Origin of the sequence: Bacillus sp. AY3-1 (genome assembly GCF_008368785.1) — a bacterium.
In the GTDB taxonomy this organism is placed as follows: domain Bacteria; phylum Bacillota; class Bacilli; order Bacillales; family Bacillaceae_G; genus Bacillus_A; species Bacillus_A wiedmannii.
Genome location: NZ_QORZ01000007.1, coordinates 99,317 through 116,523, shown reverse-complemented (window position 1 = coordinate 116,523; position 17,207 = coordinate 99,317). Strand labels below are relative to the sequence as shown.

The following is a 17,207-nucleotide window of genomic DNA, read 5'->3' as shown; positions in this document are numbered from 1 at the left end:
TTACTATCACTTATCGAATAATCGAAAATAGACTATCAAACACTTCATTCATCGTAGTAATAGCTTTAGAGTTTGCAACGAAATATTTTTGGAAGGCCATTAAATTAACCATTTCCTCTTCCATATTAACGCCTTCAACACCCATTTTTTCTTGCTGAATCCCCTCTAATAAATCCACATGAATTTTTTGATAAGCATTCACTGCACTTTTATCAGATGCAACACCAACTACGAATTGGTCTAATGCTTGTTTATAAGAAAGACCTTCTTTATACTTTCCATCTGTAATTGCTGCTAGTTTATTTGCTGTTTCAGCTGATATTTTCATTTTCGAAACATCTTTTGCAAATTCAGGGTTTAATTTCATATCTTTCGCTTGATCTCCAACGAAGAACTCTTTCCCCATTACTGCGTTCACTTCATTCTTTACAGAACTCATTAGTTCTTCAAGGTTTTTCTTATAACTAGCAATCTTCGCTTTCGTATCGATCGCTGATTGGATTGCTCCACTAGTTAAAGGAATTTCCGAACCGTAAATTTCAGCAGTCATTGGCTCTTTTTCTTTATTTAATTGAAGTGGATATGTATCTTGTCCATTTACTGTTAAAACACCATTCATTCTAACACTCGCGATATTAGGATTCATAGATTCATAAGACACTTCTATATTTGCATACTTAGACATTTCTGTAATGATACGATCACGTTCATCTAAAAGTTGATTCGGTACTTGTGTACCTGCTTGTCCAATTTTTTTATTCGCTTCCGCTAAACTGCCAGCAAGACGATTAAATTCATTGACATGTGCTTCAATATCTTCTGTCGTTTGTGCTTCTGCTGTATCTAAGCCTTTCGCTAGACGATTTACTTGACTTGTAAACTTCCCAGTTTCAGAAATTAATGTATCGTAGTAATTTGGTTGTTCTGGATTTTTTGCAACTTCACGAAAGGCATTAAAGAAGCCATCCATTAAACTAGATAATGAATTCTTTCCTGTCGTTCCAACCATAGATTCTACACGTGATAAAGTCGAATTCATGTAGTTATAGTAAGAGAGTTGAGATAATTGATCGTTAAACTGTTTTGTCTTCACTTCATCTGTAATACGGTCAACGCCTAACGTTTGTACACCGTAACCTATTTTTTGTTCCGGTGAATAGCCCTGACTTGCTCCAGCTGATCCGTAATTCACCATTTGACGCACATAACCAGGCGTATGAATGTTAGATAAATTTTGTTTCGTCGTTTGTAATCCCATTTGTGCCGCTAACAAACCCGATAACGGCGTATTATAATCAGATAGTCTCATAATGTTTCACTTCCCCTTTACAATAGTTCGTTCATAAAGATTTGTGAATTATTGTTTCGCTCTAAATTATATTCAGAAACGGAATCCACAATACTTTCTGTAGTTTTTAATAGTACGTTTAAGTAATATTGATTTTTCAAAAGAATCATTTTTACATTCTCTTCTAATTCAGCTACATTTTTTTGTAATTCTTCCATTTTTTCAATTTCTTCGTTAGAAAAATGCGAAAATAATGCACTTACACGAAATGATTCCACGCCCTTTTCTTTACAAAACTGAACAACCATTTCTTCAAATGAACTTGATAACTTTTTTAAACCATCAATGTACTGCAATTGCTCTACTTGCAATTTTTGAACTGCATTTACATTTTTATGTTTCAAATTCTCATATATTTGTTCTCCGAGCGTTTGAATATTTTCATACGCTTTTTGAATAATAACAAGCTTTTCATATAATTGTATGTACATATAGCTTCCTTCCTTTTACAAGACTAAATTTACAATTAAACCGTGGATCTCTCCAATTTGATTTAACATTTCTAAATGTCCCGTTTTCGTATTAATTAAATTCATAACATCTTCTAACTCATTTAATCCCATTTCCGCCTGTTTCACAATCGTCATTTTCTGTGAATATCCGTAACGCGGATGACGAGACATGACATCTTTATATTGCAATACATTATCTACGTAAAAATTCAAAAATGATTTTACTGTATTTTTGTATTCCATTACATTATCAAGCGTTAATTCCATTTCAATTTTCTCTTTAATTTCTCCAATGTTATCGACAAATGCTTCCATTTGTTCTAGCAATTTATCTTTTTTCGGATCTGCATGCAAATTATCCGAAAATGCAAGTCCTGTCCTGACATTTGCTTCTTTCGGCATTTGAGTAGCAGGCGGTATATGCGATAAAATTGGATTATGCGAGATCGAACGCAGCATATATATCACCTATTTATTTTTTTATTTCTTCCTAAACTTAATCGTAAAATCCAGTTATTTATAATTATACTCTGAACACTAATATTTTGCAGTTATTTTTTATAAAAGATATGTTACAATTTAGCATGAGGTGGCACAAATCTATGAATATTTTTCTTTGTGGTTCAAATCAATTAACAGCATTAGATCAAGAAGAAATAAAAAAATTTTTAACTGACTATGCTCACAAACATAAAATTTACATATTATGTTATAAATCTATCGAAAATGAGATTCTTCGTTTTTTCATCGAAAACGAAAGACTCGCTCAAAATTTATGCCTTTACACGCTACAGCCGTTACAAGCATTAACAGATGAATTTCAAGAGGTCGTTGATTACTTAAAAAAACACGGAGCCGAGTACGTCGCTTTTGATCATCCTTCCGACTCCATTTACCGATCCGATTATATGTTTTTTGTAAAACAAATAATCGAAGATACCGATTTAGTTCTCTGTTTTTATAATGGGGACAAGCATACATCTGTCATTCCCGTTGACGTTGCAAAAGAAGCAGGAATTGATGCTGTTATTTATGATTTACCAGGTTTACATGAAAAACAGATGAAAAAAAATTTTGAACAAAAAATCCGTATGATGTAAAGGGGGAGGCACAATATCGTTATTGTGCCTATTATAAATATGATAATTGAACAAGATTATGATCATTTTATCGCGAGTTTTAAACAACAATTCAATATGGATATCGCTTCATATAAACAAGATAGAATGCGTCGTAGAATCGATGCTTTTATTTCGAGAAAGGGCTTTGAGAACTACACTAGTTTTCTAAGCAATTTACGTACCGATCAAAATTTATTTTTAAGTTTTATTGACTATATTACAATTAACGTTTCAGAATTTTTCAGAAATAAAGAACGTTGGCAAACGTTAGAGACGAAAGCACTACCAAAATTACTTGAACAAAATAACGGAAAATTAAAAGTATGGAGTGCCGCTTGCGCTGCCGGTGAAGAACCATATACACTCTCTTTGATTTTATCGAAGCATTTAGCTCCATTTCGTTTTGAAATACAAGCAACAGATCTTGATTTTCACATTTTAGAAACTGCAAAACGCGGTCAATATACAGAACGTTCTTTAAAAGAATTACCTATCGATTTGAAAGAGCGTCATTTCACAAAAGAGAATGATATATATTCATTACATCAAAATATTAAGCAAAACGTCACGTTCAAACAACACGACCTGTTAATGCAGTCGTTCGATACAAATTACGATTTAATCATTTGTCGCAACGTAATGATATACTTTACTGAAGATGCAAGGGTAAAACTTTATGAAAAGTTTAGTCGTTCTTTACGAAAAGGCGGCGTACTATTTGTTGGTAGTACCGAACAAATTTTAACACCTGAACGTTATAATCTTCAGAGATTTGATACATTCTTCTACGAAAAAATATAAAAGAGGTCGTCACAATGTAAAGTGACGACCTTTTTATATAACTCGAATTAAAATAATAGCAACAATCCATACAAAGAGAAAAAGAAATGTCATAGACCATTTATGTTCTTGCATCGTGTGTTTCAGGGCCTGTGATAATTGTGTCATATTCATTTCTGCGAGCGCTCTCCATACACTTACATCCCGCTCTTTAGCAGTGCGATCTGTAACACTAATTAAAATAGTTTCGTTAGACAATTTCGTTATGTAAGCAGTAATAACCGTTACCATTAAATTTATATTTCCTTCTGAAGAATCACTTTCCACTCTAGAAATGAGTGCACTTACATCTAATAACGGAATATGTACCTTTCTACCAAATGATAGTTGTACTTCTGCGAAATCATACGTTCCATCTAACAAAGGAAGTTCTTTTATATGCGCCTGCTTAACAAGCCCTTGTAAACTTCTCATTACTTGTTCAAATACTTTTTCTGTTTGCTTCCCTTCTCCAGATAACGTATGCAACTTTTTAAAGAGTTGTAACACTGTATCCATCTCTTTAGAAAGCATTTCCTTCATAACCTTTCCATCACCTAAACTCGCAAGTAAAATTCCTATTTCATTATTTTTCGAAATAATCTTAGACTGTCCAGTAAACACTAGATTACTATGCTTTCGTTCTTTCTGGATTTCATGTTCCGAAATAGCTGCAGGCTGTTTTAATGGTTGTAGCGTCTTATTTTCAATTGTCGTACGTTTAATCTCCATCTAAGCGCCTCCACTACTATGAAATAATTAGCCCCATTCTTTATTACTTTTTAAAACTAAAAACAATACGAATAAACCTGACATGATAGCAAATACATTAGAAGCTTGTATTCCCTGTTCACTTTTAGCTTCTTTCTTATCTTCTGGCTCTTCTTGTTTCTCTTTCTTTTTCAAAATGACTTGATTGTTATTATCTTTATCTTTTTGAGCCTTCGCTTTATTTACTTCCTTGTTGTCTGTGAGAGGCTCTTTTATAATATAAGTAATTTCTTCTTTCTCTTTCAGCGGCTCTTTTATAAAATCGTTTATTTTCTCTTCTTGCTTCGGAATTTGAACAACTGGCGTTTTTTCTTCCAGAAGTGGAATTTCTACTTTCGAGTCTTCCTGCTTCTCAGTTTCTTTCTTGTCTTCTAATTTATCTTCATTCTCTCGTTCTTCTATCTTTTTATCATCTTCTGGTTTTTGCTCCAAAACAGAAACGATATATTCACTTTCTTCAACCAGTTTATTGCCGGCCGCATCTACTATCTCTACAAGTATTTCGTATGTCCCGATTGGCAACGCATCCGTTATTTCAAATACTTTTTGCCAATCCATGTCGCGCTTATTGTAATCTAATAAAAATGTAATCTCTTTATTTTCTTTCCCTTTTAATGTAACACGAACCTCTTTCACAACTGATTCTCCGTCTGTCGCCTTCACTCGCACACGTATAGAATCGCCTTGTTTCCGTTCAATTAGCTTCTCTTTCGCCTCGTCAACAGTAACTTTATGCAACTTCGGCAGTTCTTTATCTATTGTTGGCGTGTCATTATTTATACGAATAAATGGGACTTTCACTTCATTTTCTATAAGCTCTTCTTTCTCAGTTTCTTTAGAACTTTGAATGAGCTGAAGATTCCAATCACCTTGCAAATCAAAAGTTTCGACCTTGTAGTTAGCAATCCATCGCTTCGTTTCCTCTTCATACTTAAACGATAGCATTCTTTCTTGTTCATACTGATCGCCGTTTTTTGGCAAGCGCAAAATACCTTTTATACTTTGAACATTTTGCGCTTTCGGCTCTACAATAACTCGCACTTCTTCGCCAACTTTTAATTCCGACTTATTTACTGTAATAACCCCTTGATCCGTCTCTATCTTTTTTTCGACCTCTTGTTCATTTACTGCTACTTGTTGTTGCTCTTTACCTTGATTCACTTCCACTTGCTGCTCTTGAACTTCTTTGTTTTCTTCTTGTACATTCATTTCATTTAGTTTTTGATCTGGCTCAATTTGTTCTTCCGCCTGACTTTGCAGAGGGAAGAACAGACACACATTTATGAATAACCAGCTCATTAGAAAAAACTTTACGTTTTTCATCTACTAGCTCAAACTCCTATTTCAACGACTTATAGCGATTTCGTCACTTTTACTCCGAAAAATCCATCTACATTTACAAGTTCACCATACGCCACCAATACATCATTTACATAAATACGAATTGGCTCGTCAATATCCTCATCTAGTACAACCGCTTCATTTTCTTGTAAACTTAAAATATCTTGAATTGTTTTCACTGTGCTTCCAAATACAAATTTCACATTCATTTCTACATTTTGTAAGATGGATGTGTCCATGTATACTGGTTCCATTTGTTTTACTTCTTTAAATTCAATAGGTTGCACAACAGGTTCTACAATTTTTTCTTCTTCAATTTCTTCCGTAACAATCTCTTCTTCCTCTTCCACCATTGGATATAGAAGTCTTCTTACCATTTCTTTCGCTTCTGAAATCGGTAAAATTTGATACATTTTCGATTGAAGCAGGTCGCCAATTTCAAGGTTGAACGTAATTTGGACAAGTTCGTCCACTTTCATTGACTCTCCCAAATATTCCATTTCTTCTTTTAACGTTACGAATTTAACATTTGGTGGTGTCATGTCCATTTTTTCTTGAAACATTTCTGACATCGCCGTCGCAGCATGCCCCATCATTTGGTTCATGATTTCTTTAATACCACTCAGTTCTAATTCACTAAGCTCCTTCTCTGGATCAACTTCCCCTGTTCCCATCATCATTAAATCTACCATTGTTAAAGCGACATCTTTCGTAAATACGAATACATTCTCATTCTTTAGCCCTTCAACAAAATCAACATTTAAAATAACAAACGGGACTGGTACTCCGTCATAATGACGAACATTGATTGATTCTACATTGGGCGTACTAATTGTAACTGGCTGATTTAATAGCGTTGACAATACTGTTGAAGCTGAACCAATTGAAATATTTGCAATTTCACCAAGGACATCTTTCTCTTCTTGTGTTAAATGCTCTTTTTCAACTTGTTCTTCTACAATCTCAGTTTCCACTACTTCTGCTGGCTCATCTTTTTCTTCTACTCCACCAGATAATTGCATTAATTTATTTACCATTCGTTTCGCATGTTCAACTGAAACAATTTGCACAAGTTTAGAGTTTACAAGATTATCTATCTTTAAATCAAACGATACTTTAACAATCGTTTGATTCCCATCAATCTCAGAAATTTTCTCCATTTCTTCTGATAACTTTACAACTTTAATTGTCGGCGGAGACATATCTACTGTATCTTGAAAGAATTCTGACATAGATGTAGCTGCGAACCCCATCATTTGATTCATCGCTTCTTGTACAGCACTTAGCTCTAATTCACCAAGTTCTTTTCCGTCTTCCACTTCACCTGTTCCCATCATCATTAAATCAGCAATGGATAATGCAACATCTTGCTTAAGGACAAGAAGGTTTTCCATATCTAATCCTTTTGTAAAATGAATGTTTAATACAACGTGTGGAACTTCGACGTCGCTTGAATCATATAAATCTACCAATTCTATGCGAGGAGCAGTAATACTTACTTGCCTATTTAAGATTGTTGATAATACAGTCGAAGCTGAACCAAATGATATATTTGCAATTTCGCCAAGAATATCGCATTCTTGAGGCGTTAAATGCTCATTTTCTTTTTCTAGCACAATTGTGCTCGTATCCCCTTTTGTGTGTTGCTCAGGCATTTTCTCTGCCTCCTCATTTCTGTTTTTCTATCAAATGATATAAACTCTCATTTTATTTTAACAAACTTATTATATAAAACGTTAATATGTATTTATTCCCATTTTTAGATTAGTAACGATTAACCAAAAAGCTCCCCAATTGTATACAAGTGGGGAGCTTTCCTTCATTCCTATTATAAACCTTCTGGGTTTAAAATGAGGACCACTCGTCCATCACCGAGAATTGTCGCACCAGAGAAATAATTAGAACTCTCTGCAAAGAAGTCACCTAATGACTTTAGGACTATTTCTCTTTGACCGATAATTGTGTTTACAATAAGTCCATAGCTGCGATGTGTATTACGAACAATTAACACAGGAACCATTTGACCATCATATGACGCAAACGCCTCATCTACTGTTTTCTCACCAAATACAGTACTTAAATGCTTCACTTCAATAATTTGATTACGGTAATTTAACACATCTTTTCCTTGTAAGGATTGGATGTCTTCTCTCTTAATCCGAATTGCTTCAACAATATTACCAAGAGGGAAAGCATAACGTTTATCATTCGTTTGAACAAGCATAGATTGAATAATGGACAACGTTAATGGCAGTTCAATTCTAAATGTACTACCTTTTCCTTCTTCAGAATCAATAATTAAATGTCCACCTAAACTATGGATCGTATGTTTCACTACGTCTAATCCAACGCCACGACCAGAAAGGTCTGATACAACTTCAGCTGTACTAAATCCTGGTTGGAAGATCAAATCAAATACTTCACGATCCGTTAATTTATTTGCCTCAGATTCTGTTACAACACCATTTTTAATCGCTTTTTCTAATACTTTCCCTTTATGAATTCCATTTCCATCATCCGTAATTTGAATAACGACATGATTTCCACTATGGAACGCTTCTAATTTAATTGTACCTGTCTCATTTTTACCAGCATCACGACGTTGTTCAACAGTCTCAACACCGTGATCAATTGCATTACGAATTAAATGAACGAGTGGATCACCGATTTCATCAATAACAATTTTATCAACTTCTGTGTCTTCACCTGTAATTTGTAAATCAATTTTCTTCCCTAAATCTTTCGCTAACATACGTACCATACGTGGGAAACGATTAAAGACTGTTTCAATCGGCACCATACGCATATTTAGTAGTACATTTTGAATATCTTTTGAAATATCGCCTAATCGATTTAAATGCTCAATTAATTCCTTGTTTTGAATTGCTTGTGCCAATTCATCTATACGACCACGCTCAATTACACTTTCTTCAAACATGTTCATTAATCTTTCAATTTTTTCTAATTGAACGCGTATGGAACGATTTTCCACTTTACCATTTTTCGTTTTTGCAGCGCTTTTAGCAGGTGTAGCATTAGCTGATTGCTTCGATACTTCTTTAGTTGATTCCACATGCGTAGCCGCTTGTAAATCTTCCTGCACGGCTTCTTGTGTACCCAATTCTTTCGAGACTACTTCTTTTAATGTATGTCCTTGCTTCACTTCTACTTTCTCAATTTCAGAAACATGAAGCACTACTTGTTTTAATTCTTCTTCACTTTGATCAGTATCCATAAATACTGTGAACTCAAACCCGAAAGCATCCGCTTCAATTTCTTCAATACTTGGAACTGTTTTTTGTACATTACCTACATTTTGCAGTGCTTCAATACACATAATTGCACGTACTGCTTTTAAAATAGCATGTTGCTCAACAGTTATATGCACTTCATGCGAAACTGCATTATCATTATTTATAGATTCTTGCTCAATATATTCCGCAGGAGTTTCTACATTGCCATTCAATAATGCTTCTAATTTCTGCTTAGTTGTAATTACATCAATATTGCCCATTCCGCCTTGTTGCACATCTGCAACCATCTTCTCTAAATTATCAATGCACTCAAAAATCACATCAATAATCTCTGCATTTACAACTATATTTCCATGACGAATTTCATCTAAAACGTTTTCCATTTTATGCGTTAAATCCGCCATTTCCGTAAATTCCATACTCGCTGACATACCTTTAAATGTATGGGCTGAGCGGAATATTTCTCCCACAACATCCATATCAGTGGGATTTTGTTCTAAAGTTAGCACATTTTCATTTAGCGATTGTAAATGTTCTTCTGATTCTTCAAAAAATATATTTAATAGATCTGTTTGCATTTTCATCCCCTACCTGTCTAACAAACATTTCATTTATGTATAACAATTTAGTGTTTTATAGCAAGAAAAAAGGGGGCCACACGCATATCCGCTATCAATGTTTAGATTCCTTGTGGCACCCCTTCTATATTAGCTGTTTGCTACTTTTGTTAAAGCTTCAATTACTCGATCCGCTTGGAACGGCTTTACAATAAAGTCTTTTGCTCCACCCTTAATTGCATCTAATACCATACCTTGTTGTCCCATTGCAGAACAAATAACAACTTTTGCACTTGAATCAATTTTAATAATTTCTTTTAACGCTTCAAGTCCGTCCATTTCTGGCATAGTAATATCTAATGTTACAATATCCGGTTGAAGTTCTTTAAACTTCTGAATTGCTTCTACTCCATTCTCTGCTTCACCAATAATTTCAAATTCAGAATTACTTTTTAATAGGTTTTTAATCATCGTTCGCATGAACATCGCATCGTCTACAACTAAAATTTTATGTGCCATTCTTTTTAATTCTCTCCTTCTATGTATAAATATATCTTAATATTTCACCTTATCATTCTCACTCATTATACAAAATAAAATGATAAAATTTAATATTTTTTTAAAAGAATTTTCGTATTTTCATTATTTTATTATTAAAATGATAATATACTATTCTTTTATGTAAATGACAACGCGACGGTTTTTCTCCCAATTTTGCGGTGAATCATTTGGTACAACTGGCTTTGTGTCTGCATATCCTACCGCAGCTAGCCTTTTATCATCCACATTATACACTTCGATTAAGTGGTGAATCATATTTGCTGCTCTTGCTGAAGACAGCTCCCAGTTAGAAGGGAATTTGTCATTATGAATAGGTCTACTATCTGTATGCCCTTCAACAACAATCGGATTTGGTACTGATTGGAAAAACCCAACTAATTGACTTATTATCTCTTTCGCTTCTGGTTTAACGTTCGCGTCACCCGTATCAAATATTAAATTATCTACTATAACGACGCTTACTCCCGTATCCTCTCGATATACATTCACTTGACTAATACCGTTATTATCTACATATGCTTTTAACTTTTTATATAATTCGTCCATTCTCTTTTTAGAGACCATTTTTTCATCATTTTTTTCATGTGAAATATCTGGTATTGTATTTTCCATTACTTTTGCATCTACTTGCTCCACGTCACTAAACTTTTCAAGCATCTGTGACAATTTTACTGCATCCTGCTTTGATGTAGCAACTAGTAATACAAAGAAAGTTAATAATAACATCGTTAAATCTGTAAAAGTCGTCATCCAACGAGGCGATCCCTTTTGCGGTCGTTTCATCATAACCATACCACTCCTTGAAATATTAGGCTGCTCGTTTTACTTTTTTCATCTTTGTTTCGTATACATATGTATCGAGTTTCAACTTTAATTTAGAAGGAATTTGACCGCGATATAATTCTGAAATCGCTTCAATAACAAACTTCTTCTCTGTATATAAATCTTCAATACCACGATACACCTTTTCAGCAAGAGGGATTGCAATCATATTTGCAAGTACTGAACCATACAATGTCGTTAACATCGCAACTGCCATCCCTGTACCAATTTGCGATGTGTCTTGCAAGTTTTGAAGCATAATGATAAGACCGATTAAAGTCCCTATCATGCCCCAAGCTGGAGCGAAATCGCCAATTTTATCTAGTAATACTGCCCCTTTTCTTAACTCATACACTTCCGTTTCAACATCTTTCATTAACACTTCTTTTAATTCATCTTCATCGTAACCACTTAACATTAATCGAATTCCTTTTTGAATAAAAGGATTGTCTACTTGCTCTCCATCAACTTCTAAAGAAAGCAGGCCATGTTTTTTAGACTTTTTCGAAAAATCAACAAATAAATCCGTTAACTGTTCTAAATTTTCTTCTTTTCTATGTAAAACAGTAAAGATGCTTTTCGTATATTTTTTTATTTCTCCAAATCGATATGCCACAACAATTGTCGCAGTTGTTCCCCCTATTACAATTAAAATAGATGAAACATCTAAAAAGTTTTTAAAAGCTTTTACTCCGCCGCCGCCAATCATAATTGCCGCTATTACAATAGCAAAACCTACTATAATGCCAACTGGGCTAGAAATGTCAAACTTCCTTTTTCTTCTTTCTGGTCTTGCAAATCCTTGATTTTCGTCTCCCATATTCCTGCCCTTCCCTTTTCATTTTTATAAAACATTTTTTTATTTTAATAATGCGTTTTCACATATAATAAGTATTATACGCTCATCATCTATTTATCGCAATATACTCATAGAATTGACACATTTCATTTCCATATTAGAATTATAGTATGGAAATATGAGGAGGATCACGATGGAACATAACATTTTACAAGTCATTGCACTAGCAGAAAAACTAAAATATGAAATGCGACATAGTTGGCTTTCTAACGGACGTCAAGAAAGCGTTGCTGAACATACGTGGCGTATGTCTCTAATGGCCATTTTAGTCGAGCCTTATTTAGATCAAAAAGTAAATATTGAAAAATTACTTAAAATGGTTATTATTCACGACCTAGTCGAAGCTGAAGCTGGTGATATTCCTGCTTTTGATACAATGAATAGTCATGAATTACAATTACAAAAACAAAAAAATGAGCAAGAAGCCATTTTAAATATTAAACGAACACTAAAAGGTTCTCTCGGTGAGGAATTATATGATTTATGGATGGAGTTTGAAGCGAAAGAAACGTACGAAGCAAAAGTTGCCAACGCACTTGATAAGCTTGAGGTGAAAATTCAGCATAACGAAGCTGATATTGATACGTGGCTACCAATTGAGCATAAAATGACATTCCAAGTGGCAAAGCATACAAACTTTGATTCTTTCCTATCTAAATTACAAAAAATGATTGAACAAGATGGAGAAAAGAAATTACTAGCTGCCGGCATTGACGTGGAAGCTTGCAAACGATAATGAAAAGACACTCAAATTGAGTGTCTTATTTCATTATCGTTGATACAGCCTGCTTGTAAATCAGTTGTTGTTTTCCATCAACTAACATTAAAACGGTAAATTTGTCTATCGCAACAATTTCTCCTACTATTCTAACGCCACTCTTTAAAAAAACTGTAACAATACCTTTTTCTTCTTTTATTTGTTTATATAACTCTTCTTGTAAATGTTCCAAATAATTTTCTCTCCTTTTTCGCAAAATATCCTAATATAAAAAACTACAAATTATTTATGTAATTTATCTTTTACATTCATAAACTTATTAATAAGTATATCTAAATCTCGGCTAAATAACAAAACTTTATCATGATCCAATCCGTGTCTAGCAACAAGTTGGATTAGCTCTTTCTTTTTGTTTTCTATTTTATTGTGTAATTTTCCCATCTCCATCTCTTTACTAAAACTCCCTTTTCCCATAATATTACTTGTAAAATTATAGTACAAATCCTCTCATAAAAAAATATAAAAATGGTTTTTTTTACAATTTTTATATTTTTTTATGAACAAATCGCAAAATATATAACGATTTCTTCACATACCCCTAGCACAATATACAATCAAAATAACCATACAGGCGTTTGTCTAATTACAAAAGAGACTGGCTCCTTTTCCATACAAAAAACATACTGTATATAGTAGTCCATGAATTATATAGATTAACTTACTCAAAAGGAGGAAAACATATGAGCTATGGTGGAAGTTGCTCTGGTTTCGGCGGTGGATTTGCTTTGCTTATCGTACTATTCATCCTTCTAATCATCATCGGATGTAGCTGCTGGGGTGGCGGCGGATACGGATACTAATATATCCTATCCTTAACAAATGAACGAAAAACTATACGAAAACAGCTCATATTTGAGCTGTTTTTTCATACTTTCGTATGAAGTGATATCCCTCCTTTTTGTGATTTCAACTAATAAAAAAACGTTTACTATGAAATAAGAAATATTTTACTAAGGAGGATTACAATGATTAAAGGTCTTTACGAAGCACATTTACCTGTCAGTAACTTAGAGATATCAATATTTTTTTATGAATCACTTGGACTGAAATTATATAAAAGAGGAGATGATATTGCTTTCTTTTGGATTAAAGAAAACGAAAGTTGGCTCGGTCTTTGGGAAGGCACAGAATACAAAGTTAATTATCATCCCTCTTTACGACACATCGCCTTTCAAGTAAGCTTACATGATTTAGAAAATGCGATTCATTGGCTAAATCAAAAAGGCATTTCAGCACGAAAAGATTTTGGAATGGAACCAATTGAACCGATTGTTTTTCCAGAATTAGCGCATGCCGCCGTATACTTTAACGATCCTGACGGAAATAGTTTAGAATTAATTGCACAATTACCTGTTGGACTTCCTACAGAGGAGAAAGTGTATTTAAGTGAATGGAAGAAACAAGTTCAAGCATCATTATTACATAAGGATTAATCTTTTATGTCAATCTCTTATAGCACACTTTTGAAAACAAATAATACCTTCAAAAAACTATTTTATGGGCAAACATTAAGTGTACTTGGAGATTGGTTTCATACGGTAACTTTATTAACATTTGTCTACAGCATAACGGAATCGCCTTTTATGGTCGCCCTTACTTTGATAAGTAAAGGTTTACCACAGCTTCTTCTTAGCCCATTCATAGGCGGGATTGTAGATCGTTTTCCTAAAAAGAAGATTCTGATTTTTACTGATATTTCACGAGGCATAATCGTCCTCACTTACTTATTTGCACTATATAAAATTGAAATTATTTTCATTTCTAACATATGTTTATCCGTACTTTCTTGTTTATTTGAGCCGGCTAAACAAGCAACCTTAAAAAATATCGTACACCAAAATCATTTCGTAATTGCTAACTCTCTTTCTAGTACAATTAATGGTTTTATGTCTATTATGGGTGCTTCTTTAGGCGGAATCCTTGCACAATCTTTACATATTGAGTTCGCTTTTTTAGTAAATAGCCTATCATACTTTATTTCAGCCTATTTTATTTATAATATGAGTGTTCCTTCTCATGATACTTGTAGCAAGAAAAAAGCATTTTTTACTGATATAAAAGATGGTTATACATACATATTACAAACAAAAATCATTTTAACGTTAATTCTTGTCGGCATTTCATGGGGCATTATTGGAGGCGCTTATCAGCTACTTCTAACGATTTATGCCGAAAAAATTTTCCACACGAACATTGGGATTTTATATACGGTTCAAGGGGCTGGGCTTATGATAGGAAGCCTTCTCGTTAATCTTTATATATCCCATAATAAAGAAAAAATGAAAAAAGCATTTGGTTGGGCCTATTTCCTACAAGGAATTTTCTTCCTCGGATTCATTTTATCCGATCAACTTATTATCGGTATCATTGCATTATTGTGTATGCGCATAGCAGGAGGAATCATCGTTCCACTTGATACGACTTTACTTCAAACTTACACGCACGAAAATATGATTGGTAAAGTTTTTTCCTTTCATTACTCAATTTACGGTTCGCTTATACAGTTATCTATGTTCATTACAGGATGGCTATTAGAAATCCTTTCTCCTCAAATGATTGGTAGTTTACTAGCTATATGTTGTATTTTTGTTAGTTTTATATGGCTGTTTTTATTTTATAGCGGGGAATTAAATGAAGAATCTACCTCCAATTAATAGCATGTTTATGTACATGCTATTTTTATTTATGTCGAAATACAGAGGAAAAAGGCGATTTATTTTCCTTACGTTCTAATTTTTTAGAATGTACAATAAATTTAGATTATAAGAAAGGAGATGTCATAATGTTTGACGATAGACTTACTATTTCAGCTGAGCAGCAAAAGCTCATTTCCAACGCAACTCGCATTCAAATTCTTCACCTTTTAAAAGACGAAGCACTCACTGCAAAACAAGTAGCTACTAAACTAAATAAATCTGCTGGTAGCGTACATTATCACGTTCAAATTTTATATGATGGAGGATTACTTGAATTAGTAGACACGAAGGAAAAACGAGGAATTATCGAAAAATATTATAAAGCAAAAGCTGCTCATTTCTATATTGAAGAAAGCGGCACAGAAGGAACGAATACAGGGAGTCATATTGTATCGCATCTATTTTTAACTCCAGAAGAATTACAACAGCTTACTTGGGAAATTACTCAAGTTTTATTACGCTGGGAAAACAAAACCGCTCGTCAATCAAACTCAGAGGAGGAATACGCTATTTCCTGCAGGATTAAAAAACAATGAAAGAAAGGGCCATTTGTTTATGAAAAATAAATTATTATTATTGTCGGGAACAGGAATTTCTCGTTTAGGTGATTTTATGTATCTTATCGCTTTAAACTTAATGGTGTTAAATAGCACAAACTCCCCTGCTGCTGTAGCAGGATTATGGATTGTAGGTCCAATTGCCACCGTTGTTACAAAAATATGGTCTGGTAGCATAGTAGATCGATTAAATAAACGGTCCATTATGCTTATCACAGATATCATTCGAGCAGCTCTTATTGGCTGTATTCCACTATTTGATTCTATTTGGGCCATTTATATTTTTATCTTTTTAACTCGCATTGCTACATCATTTTTCGATCCAGCTTCATTTTCTTATAAAACAATGCTTATACCTGCCGAAGAACGCGCTCAATTCAACGCTTGGAATAGCTTTTGTACAAGCGGGGCTTTTATTATCGGTCCAGCTCTTGCTGGAATACTTCTCACCACGTACTCAGCAGCCTTTGTTATTTACTGCAACTCACTTTCATTTCTTCTTTCTACCATTCTCATTTACTTCTTGCCAAACATTACACTACAAACAAAGCAAAACGAAGAAGTTACAAATACTTTCGTACAAACATTACGAAGTGATTGGAAACAAGTTTTTTCGTTCGCTCGAACGGAAACTTACATTATTCTCATATTCGTTTTATTTCAAGCGACTATGCTTGTCGCTATGGCACTCGATTCACAAGAAGTTGTTTTCACAAATCAAGTACTGTTTTTATCCGATATAGAGTATAGCATGCTTGTTAGTATAACTGGAGCTGCTTACGTTTCCGGTTCATTTCTTGTTTCTCTCTTTGCCAAACGATTACCAATTCAACATTGTATCGGATTAGGGACAATTTTCACAGCAATAGGCTATGTAATTTTCGCCTTTTCAAATTCATTTATCGTCGCGGCAGGCGGTTTCATTTTACTTGGCATTTCTTCATCATTTGCTGGTACTGGCTTTATAACATTTTATCAAAATAACATCCCTGTACATATGATAGGACGTATCGATAGCGTGTTTGATTCCATAAAAAATTTCATCCAAATCTTTTTCGTTTTAGCTATTGGGGCATCTGCACAATTTCTTTCCGTTCAAATTACTGTAATAAGTAGCTCGTTACTCATTCTTTTCCTTTCCTGTTTATTAGCAATCCGGGTAATGACTCCTTCACGGGAAAAATATTTTAAAGCCACAGGGTCATCATTGGAATATTAATTGCAACATAAAAAGCGGCTATTTTGCCGCTTTTTTTCCGTATTAAAGGACA

General features: G+C 33.8%; 20 protein-coding genes. 8 read left to right on the top strand and 12 right to left on the bottom strand.

Translation table 11 applies throughout. From position 1 onward, the window contains the following. Window positions 1-10 precede the first annotated feature (10 nt). Genes flgK through DN389_RS04245 form a run of 3 tightly spaced genes read right to left on the bottom strand, consistent with a single transcriptional unit; the run spans window position 11 to window position 2,259 of the window. A complete protein-coding gene (flgK, locus tag DN389_RS04255) occupies window positions 11-1,309 on the bottom strand; it encodes a flagellar hook-associated protein FlgK (RefSeq protein WP_088092765.1) in 1,299 nt (432 codons plus the stop codon). A gap of 17 nt (window positions 1,310-1,326) precedes the next feature. Continuing rightward, entirely contained in the window at window positions 1,327-1,779 is a 453-nt protein-coding gene (locus DN389_RS04250) for a hypothetical protein (RefSeq protein WP_002135377.1), read from the bottom strand. Window positions 1,780-1,794: 15 nt separating this feature from the next. After that, window positions 1,795-2,259 carry a YaaR family protein gene (locus DN389_RS04245; RefSeq protein WP_000946323.1) on the bottom strand — a complete coding sequence of 155 codons (465 nt, stop codon included), beginning with the start codon at window positions 2,257-2,259 and terminating at the stop codon, window positions 1,795-1,797. A gap of 143 nt (window positions 2,260-2,402) precedes the next feature. Between DN389_RS04245 and DN389_RS04240 the strand changes: the two genes are divergently transcribed. Beyond that, complete coding sequence (locus tag DN389_RS04240) at window positions 2,403-2,900, top strand: hypothetical protein (protein ID WP_001020094.1); 498 nt, start codon at window positions 2,403-2,405, stop codon at window positions 2,898-2,900. A 39-nt stretch (window positions 2,901-2,939) separates the two neighbouring features. Continuing rightward, window positions 2,940-3,722 (top strand): protein-glutamate O-methyltransferase CheR, encoded by a 783-nt coding sequence (gene cheR / locus DN389_RS04235; RefSeq protein WP_141555630.1) that lies wholly within the window; start codon window positions 2,940-2,942, stop codon window positions 3,720-3,722. Between the two features lie 33 nt (window positions 3,723-3,755). Here cheR and DN389_RS04230 read toward each other — a convergent pair whose 3' ends face one another. The 7 genes from DN389_RS04230 to DN389_RS04200 all read right to left on the bottom strand — a co-directional run bounded on the left by DN389_RS04230 (window position 3,756) and on the right by DN389_RS04200 (window position 11,866). After that, the gene (locus DN389_RS04230; RefSeq protein ID WP_098110576.1) at window positions 3,756-4,472 is read right to left on the bottom strand and encodes a hypothetical protein; all 717 of its coding nucleotides are present in this window, start codon (window positions 4,470-4,472) and stop codon (window positions 3,756-3,758) included. 27 nt (window positions 4,473-4,499) lie between these two features. Further along, window positions 4,500-5,834 (bottom strand): transglycosylase, encoded by a 1,335-nt coding sequence (locus DN389_RS04225; protein WP_149236840.1) that lies wholly within the window; start codon window positions 5,832-5,834, stop codon window positions 4,500-4,502. Between the two features lie 29 nt (window positions 5,835-5,863). Next, the gene (locus DN389_RS04220) at window positions 5,864-7,507 is read right to left on the bottom strand and encodes a flagellar motor switch protein (protein WP_016088543.1); all 1,644 of its coding nucleotides are present in this window, start codon (window positions 7,505-7,507) and stop codon (window positions 5,864-5,866) included. A 173-nt stretch (window positions 7,508-7,680) separates the two neighbouring features. Continuing rightward, the gene (locus DN389_RS04215) at window positions 7,681-9,684 is read right to left on the bottom strand and encodes a chemotaxis protein CheA (RefSeq protein WP_088121759.1); all 2,004 of its coding nucleotides are present in this window, start codon (window positions 9,682-9,684) and stop codon (window positions 7,681-7,683) included. 129 nt (window positions 9,685-9,813) lie between these two features. Then, window positions 9,814-10,182, bottom strand: a complete 369-nt coding sequence (locus DN389_RS04210; protein WP_000940570.1) for a response regulator — start codon at window positions 10,180-10,182, stop codon at window positions 9,814-9,816. 150 nt (window positions 10,183-10,332) lie between these two features. Further along, the gene (locus DN389_RS04205) at window positions 10,333-11,010 is read right to left on the bottom strand and encodes an OmpA family protein (RefSeq protein ID WP_000977945.1); all 678 of its coding nucleotides are present in this window, start codon (window positions 11,008-11,010) and stop codon (window positions 10,333-10,335) included. 22 nt (window positions 11,011-11,032) lie between these two features. Beyond that, on the bottom strand, window positions 11,033-11,866 hold the full coding sequence (locus tag DN389_RS04200; RefSeq protein ID WP_098802019.1) for a flagellar motor protein MotP: 834 nt from the start codon (window positions 11,864-11,866) through the stop codon (window positions 11,033-11,035). Between the two features lie 172 nt (window positions 11,867-12,038). On the opposite strand from DN389_RS04200, the gene DN389_RS04195 reads away from it, so the two are divergent. Continuing rightward, window positions 12,039-12,641, top strand: a complete 603-nt coding sequence (locus DN389_RS04195) for an HD domain-containing protein (RefSeq protein WP_000400774.1) — start codon at window positions 12,039-12,041, stop codon at window positions 12,639-12,641. A 25-nt stretch (window positions 12,642-12,666) separates the two neighbouring features. Here the strand turns inward: DN389_RS04195 and hfq are convergent, their stop codons facing one another. Then, window positions 12,667-12,855: an RNA chaperone Hfq gene (gene hfq, locus DN389_RS04190; RefSeq protein WP_000400662.1), complete on the bottom strand. Its 189-nt coding sequence runs from the start codon at window positions 12,853-12,855 to the stop codon at window positions 12,667-12,669. A 50-nt stretch (window positions 12,856-12,905) separates the two neighbouring features. Next, window positions 12,906-13,124 (bottom strand): aspartyl-phosphate phosphatase Spo0E family protein, encoded by a 219-nt coding sequence (locus DN389_RS04185; protein WP_002108625.1) that lies wholly within the window; start codon window positions 13,122-13,124, stop codon window positions 12,906-12,908. Window positions 13,125-13,363: 239 nt separating this feature from the next. On the opposite strand from DN389_RS04185, the gene DN389_RS04180 reads away from it, so the two are divergent. The 5 genes from DN389_RS04180 to DN389_RS04160 all read left to right on the top strand — a co-directional run bounded on the left by DN389_RS04180 (window position 13,364) and on the right by DN389_RS04160 (window position 17,155). Next, on the top strand, window positions 13,364-13,483 hold the full coding sequence (locus DN389_RS04180) for a YjcZ family sporulation protein (RefSeq protein ID WP_000120183.1): 120 nt from the start codon (window positions 13,364-13,366) through the stop codon (window positions 13,481-13,483). A 165-nt stretch (window positions 13,484-13,648) separates the two neighbouring features. Beyond that, window positions 13,649-14,116 carry a VOC family protein gene (locus DN389_RS04175; RefSeq protein ID WP_149236839.1) on the top strand — a complete coding sequence of 156 codons (468 nt, stop codon included), beginning with the start codon at window positions 13,649-13,651 and terminating at the stop codon, window positions 14,114-14,116. Between the two features lie 6 nt (window positions 14,117-14,122). Further along, on the top strand, window positions 14,123-15,337 hold the full coding sequence (locus tag DN389_RS04170; RefSeq protein WP_098802018.1) for an MFS transporter: 1,215 nt from the start codon (window positions 14,123-14,125) through the stop codon (window positions 15,335-15,337). A 128-nt stretch (window positions 15,338-15,465) separates the two neighbouring features. Next, window positions 15,466-15,915, top strand: coding sequence for an ArsR/SmtB family transcription factor (locus DN389_RS04165; RefSeq protein ID WP_060489705.1), 450 nt, complete (start codon window positions 15,466-15,468; stop codon window positions 15,913-15,915). A gap of 19 nt (window positions 15,916-15,934) precedes the next feature. Beyond that, window positions 15,935-17,155: an MFS transporter gene (locus tag DN389_RS04160; RefSeq protein WP_060489703.1), complete on the top strand. Its 1,221-nt coding sequence runs from the start codon at window positions 15,935-15,937 to the stop codon at window positions 17,153-17,155. Window positions 17,156-17,207: the final 52 nt, after the last annotated feature.

Coding starts and splice junctions, on each gene's coding strand:
- DN389_RS04165 (WP_060489705.1), top strand. CDS start 15,466: ATGTTTGACGATAGACTTACTATTTCAGCTGAGCAGCAAAAGCTCATT.
- DN389_RS04220 (WP_016088543.1), bottom strand. CDS start 7,507: ATGCCTGAGCAACACACAAAAGGGGATACGAGCACAATTGTGCTAGAA.
- DN389_RS04230 (WP_098110576.1), bottom strand. CDS start 4,472: ATGGAGATTAAACGTACGACAATTGAAAATAAGACGCTACAACCATTA.
- DN389_RS04175 (WP_149236839.1), top strand. CDS start 13,649: ATGATTAAAGGTCTTTACGAAGCACATTTACCTGTCAGTAACTTAGAG.
- DN389_RS04240 (WP_001020094.1), top strand. CDS start 2,403: ATGAATATTTTTCTTTGTGGTTCAAATCAATTAACAGCATTAGATCAA.
- DN389_RS04200 (WP_098802019.1), bottom strand. CDS start 11,866: ATGGGAGACGAAAATCAAGGATTTGCAAGACCAGAAAGAAGAAAAAGG.
- DN389_RS04245 (WP_000946323.1), bottom strand. CDS start 2,259: ATGCTGCGTTCGATCTCGCATAATCCAATTTTATCGCATATACCGCCT.
- DN389_RS04195 (WP_000400774.1), top strand. CDS start 12,039: ATGGAACATAACATTTTACAAGTCATTGCACTAGCAGAAAAACTAAAA.
- DN389_RS04210 (WP_000940570.1), bottom strand. CDS start 10,182: ATGGCACATAAAATTTTAGTTGTAGACGATGCGATGTTCATGCGAACG.
- flgK (WP_088092765.1), bottom strand. CDS start 1,309: ATGAGACTATCTGATTATAATACGCCGTTATCGGGTTTGTTAGCGGCA.
- DN389_RS04170 (WP_098802018.1), top strand. CDS start 14,123: ATGTCAATCTCTTATAGCACACTTTTGAAAACAAATAATACCTTCAAA.
- cheR (WP_141555630.1), top strand. CDS start 2,940: ATGATAATTGAACAAGATTATGATCATTTTATCGCGAGTTTTAAACAA.
- DN389_RS04160 (WP_060489703.1), top strand. CDS start 15,935: ATGAAAAATAAATTATTATTATTGTCGGGAACAGGAATTTCTCGTTTA.
- DN389_RS04225 (WP_149236840.1), bottom strand. CDS start 5,834: ATGAAAAACGTAAAGTTTTTTCTAATGAGCTGGTTATTCATAAATGTG.
- DN389_RS04215 (WP_088121759.1), bottom strand. CDS start 9,684: ATGCAAACAGATCTATTAAATATATTTTTTGAAGAATCAGAAGAACAT.
- DN389_RS04250 (WP_002135377.1), bottom strand. CDS start 1,779: ATGTACATACAATTATATGAAAAGCTTGTTATTATTCAAAAAGCGTAT.
- DN389_RS04205 (WP_000977945.1), bottom strand. CDS start 11,010: ATGATGAAACGACCGCAAAAGGGATCGCCTCGTTGGATGACGACTTTT.
- DN389_RS04180 (WP_000120183.1), top strand. CDS start 13,364: ATGAGCTATGGTGGAAGTTGCTCTGGTTTCGGCGGTGGATTTGCTTTG.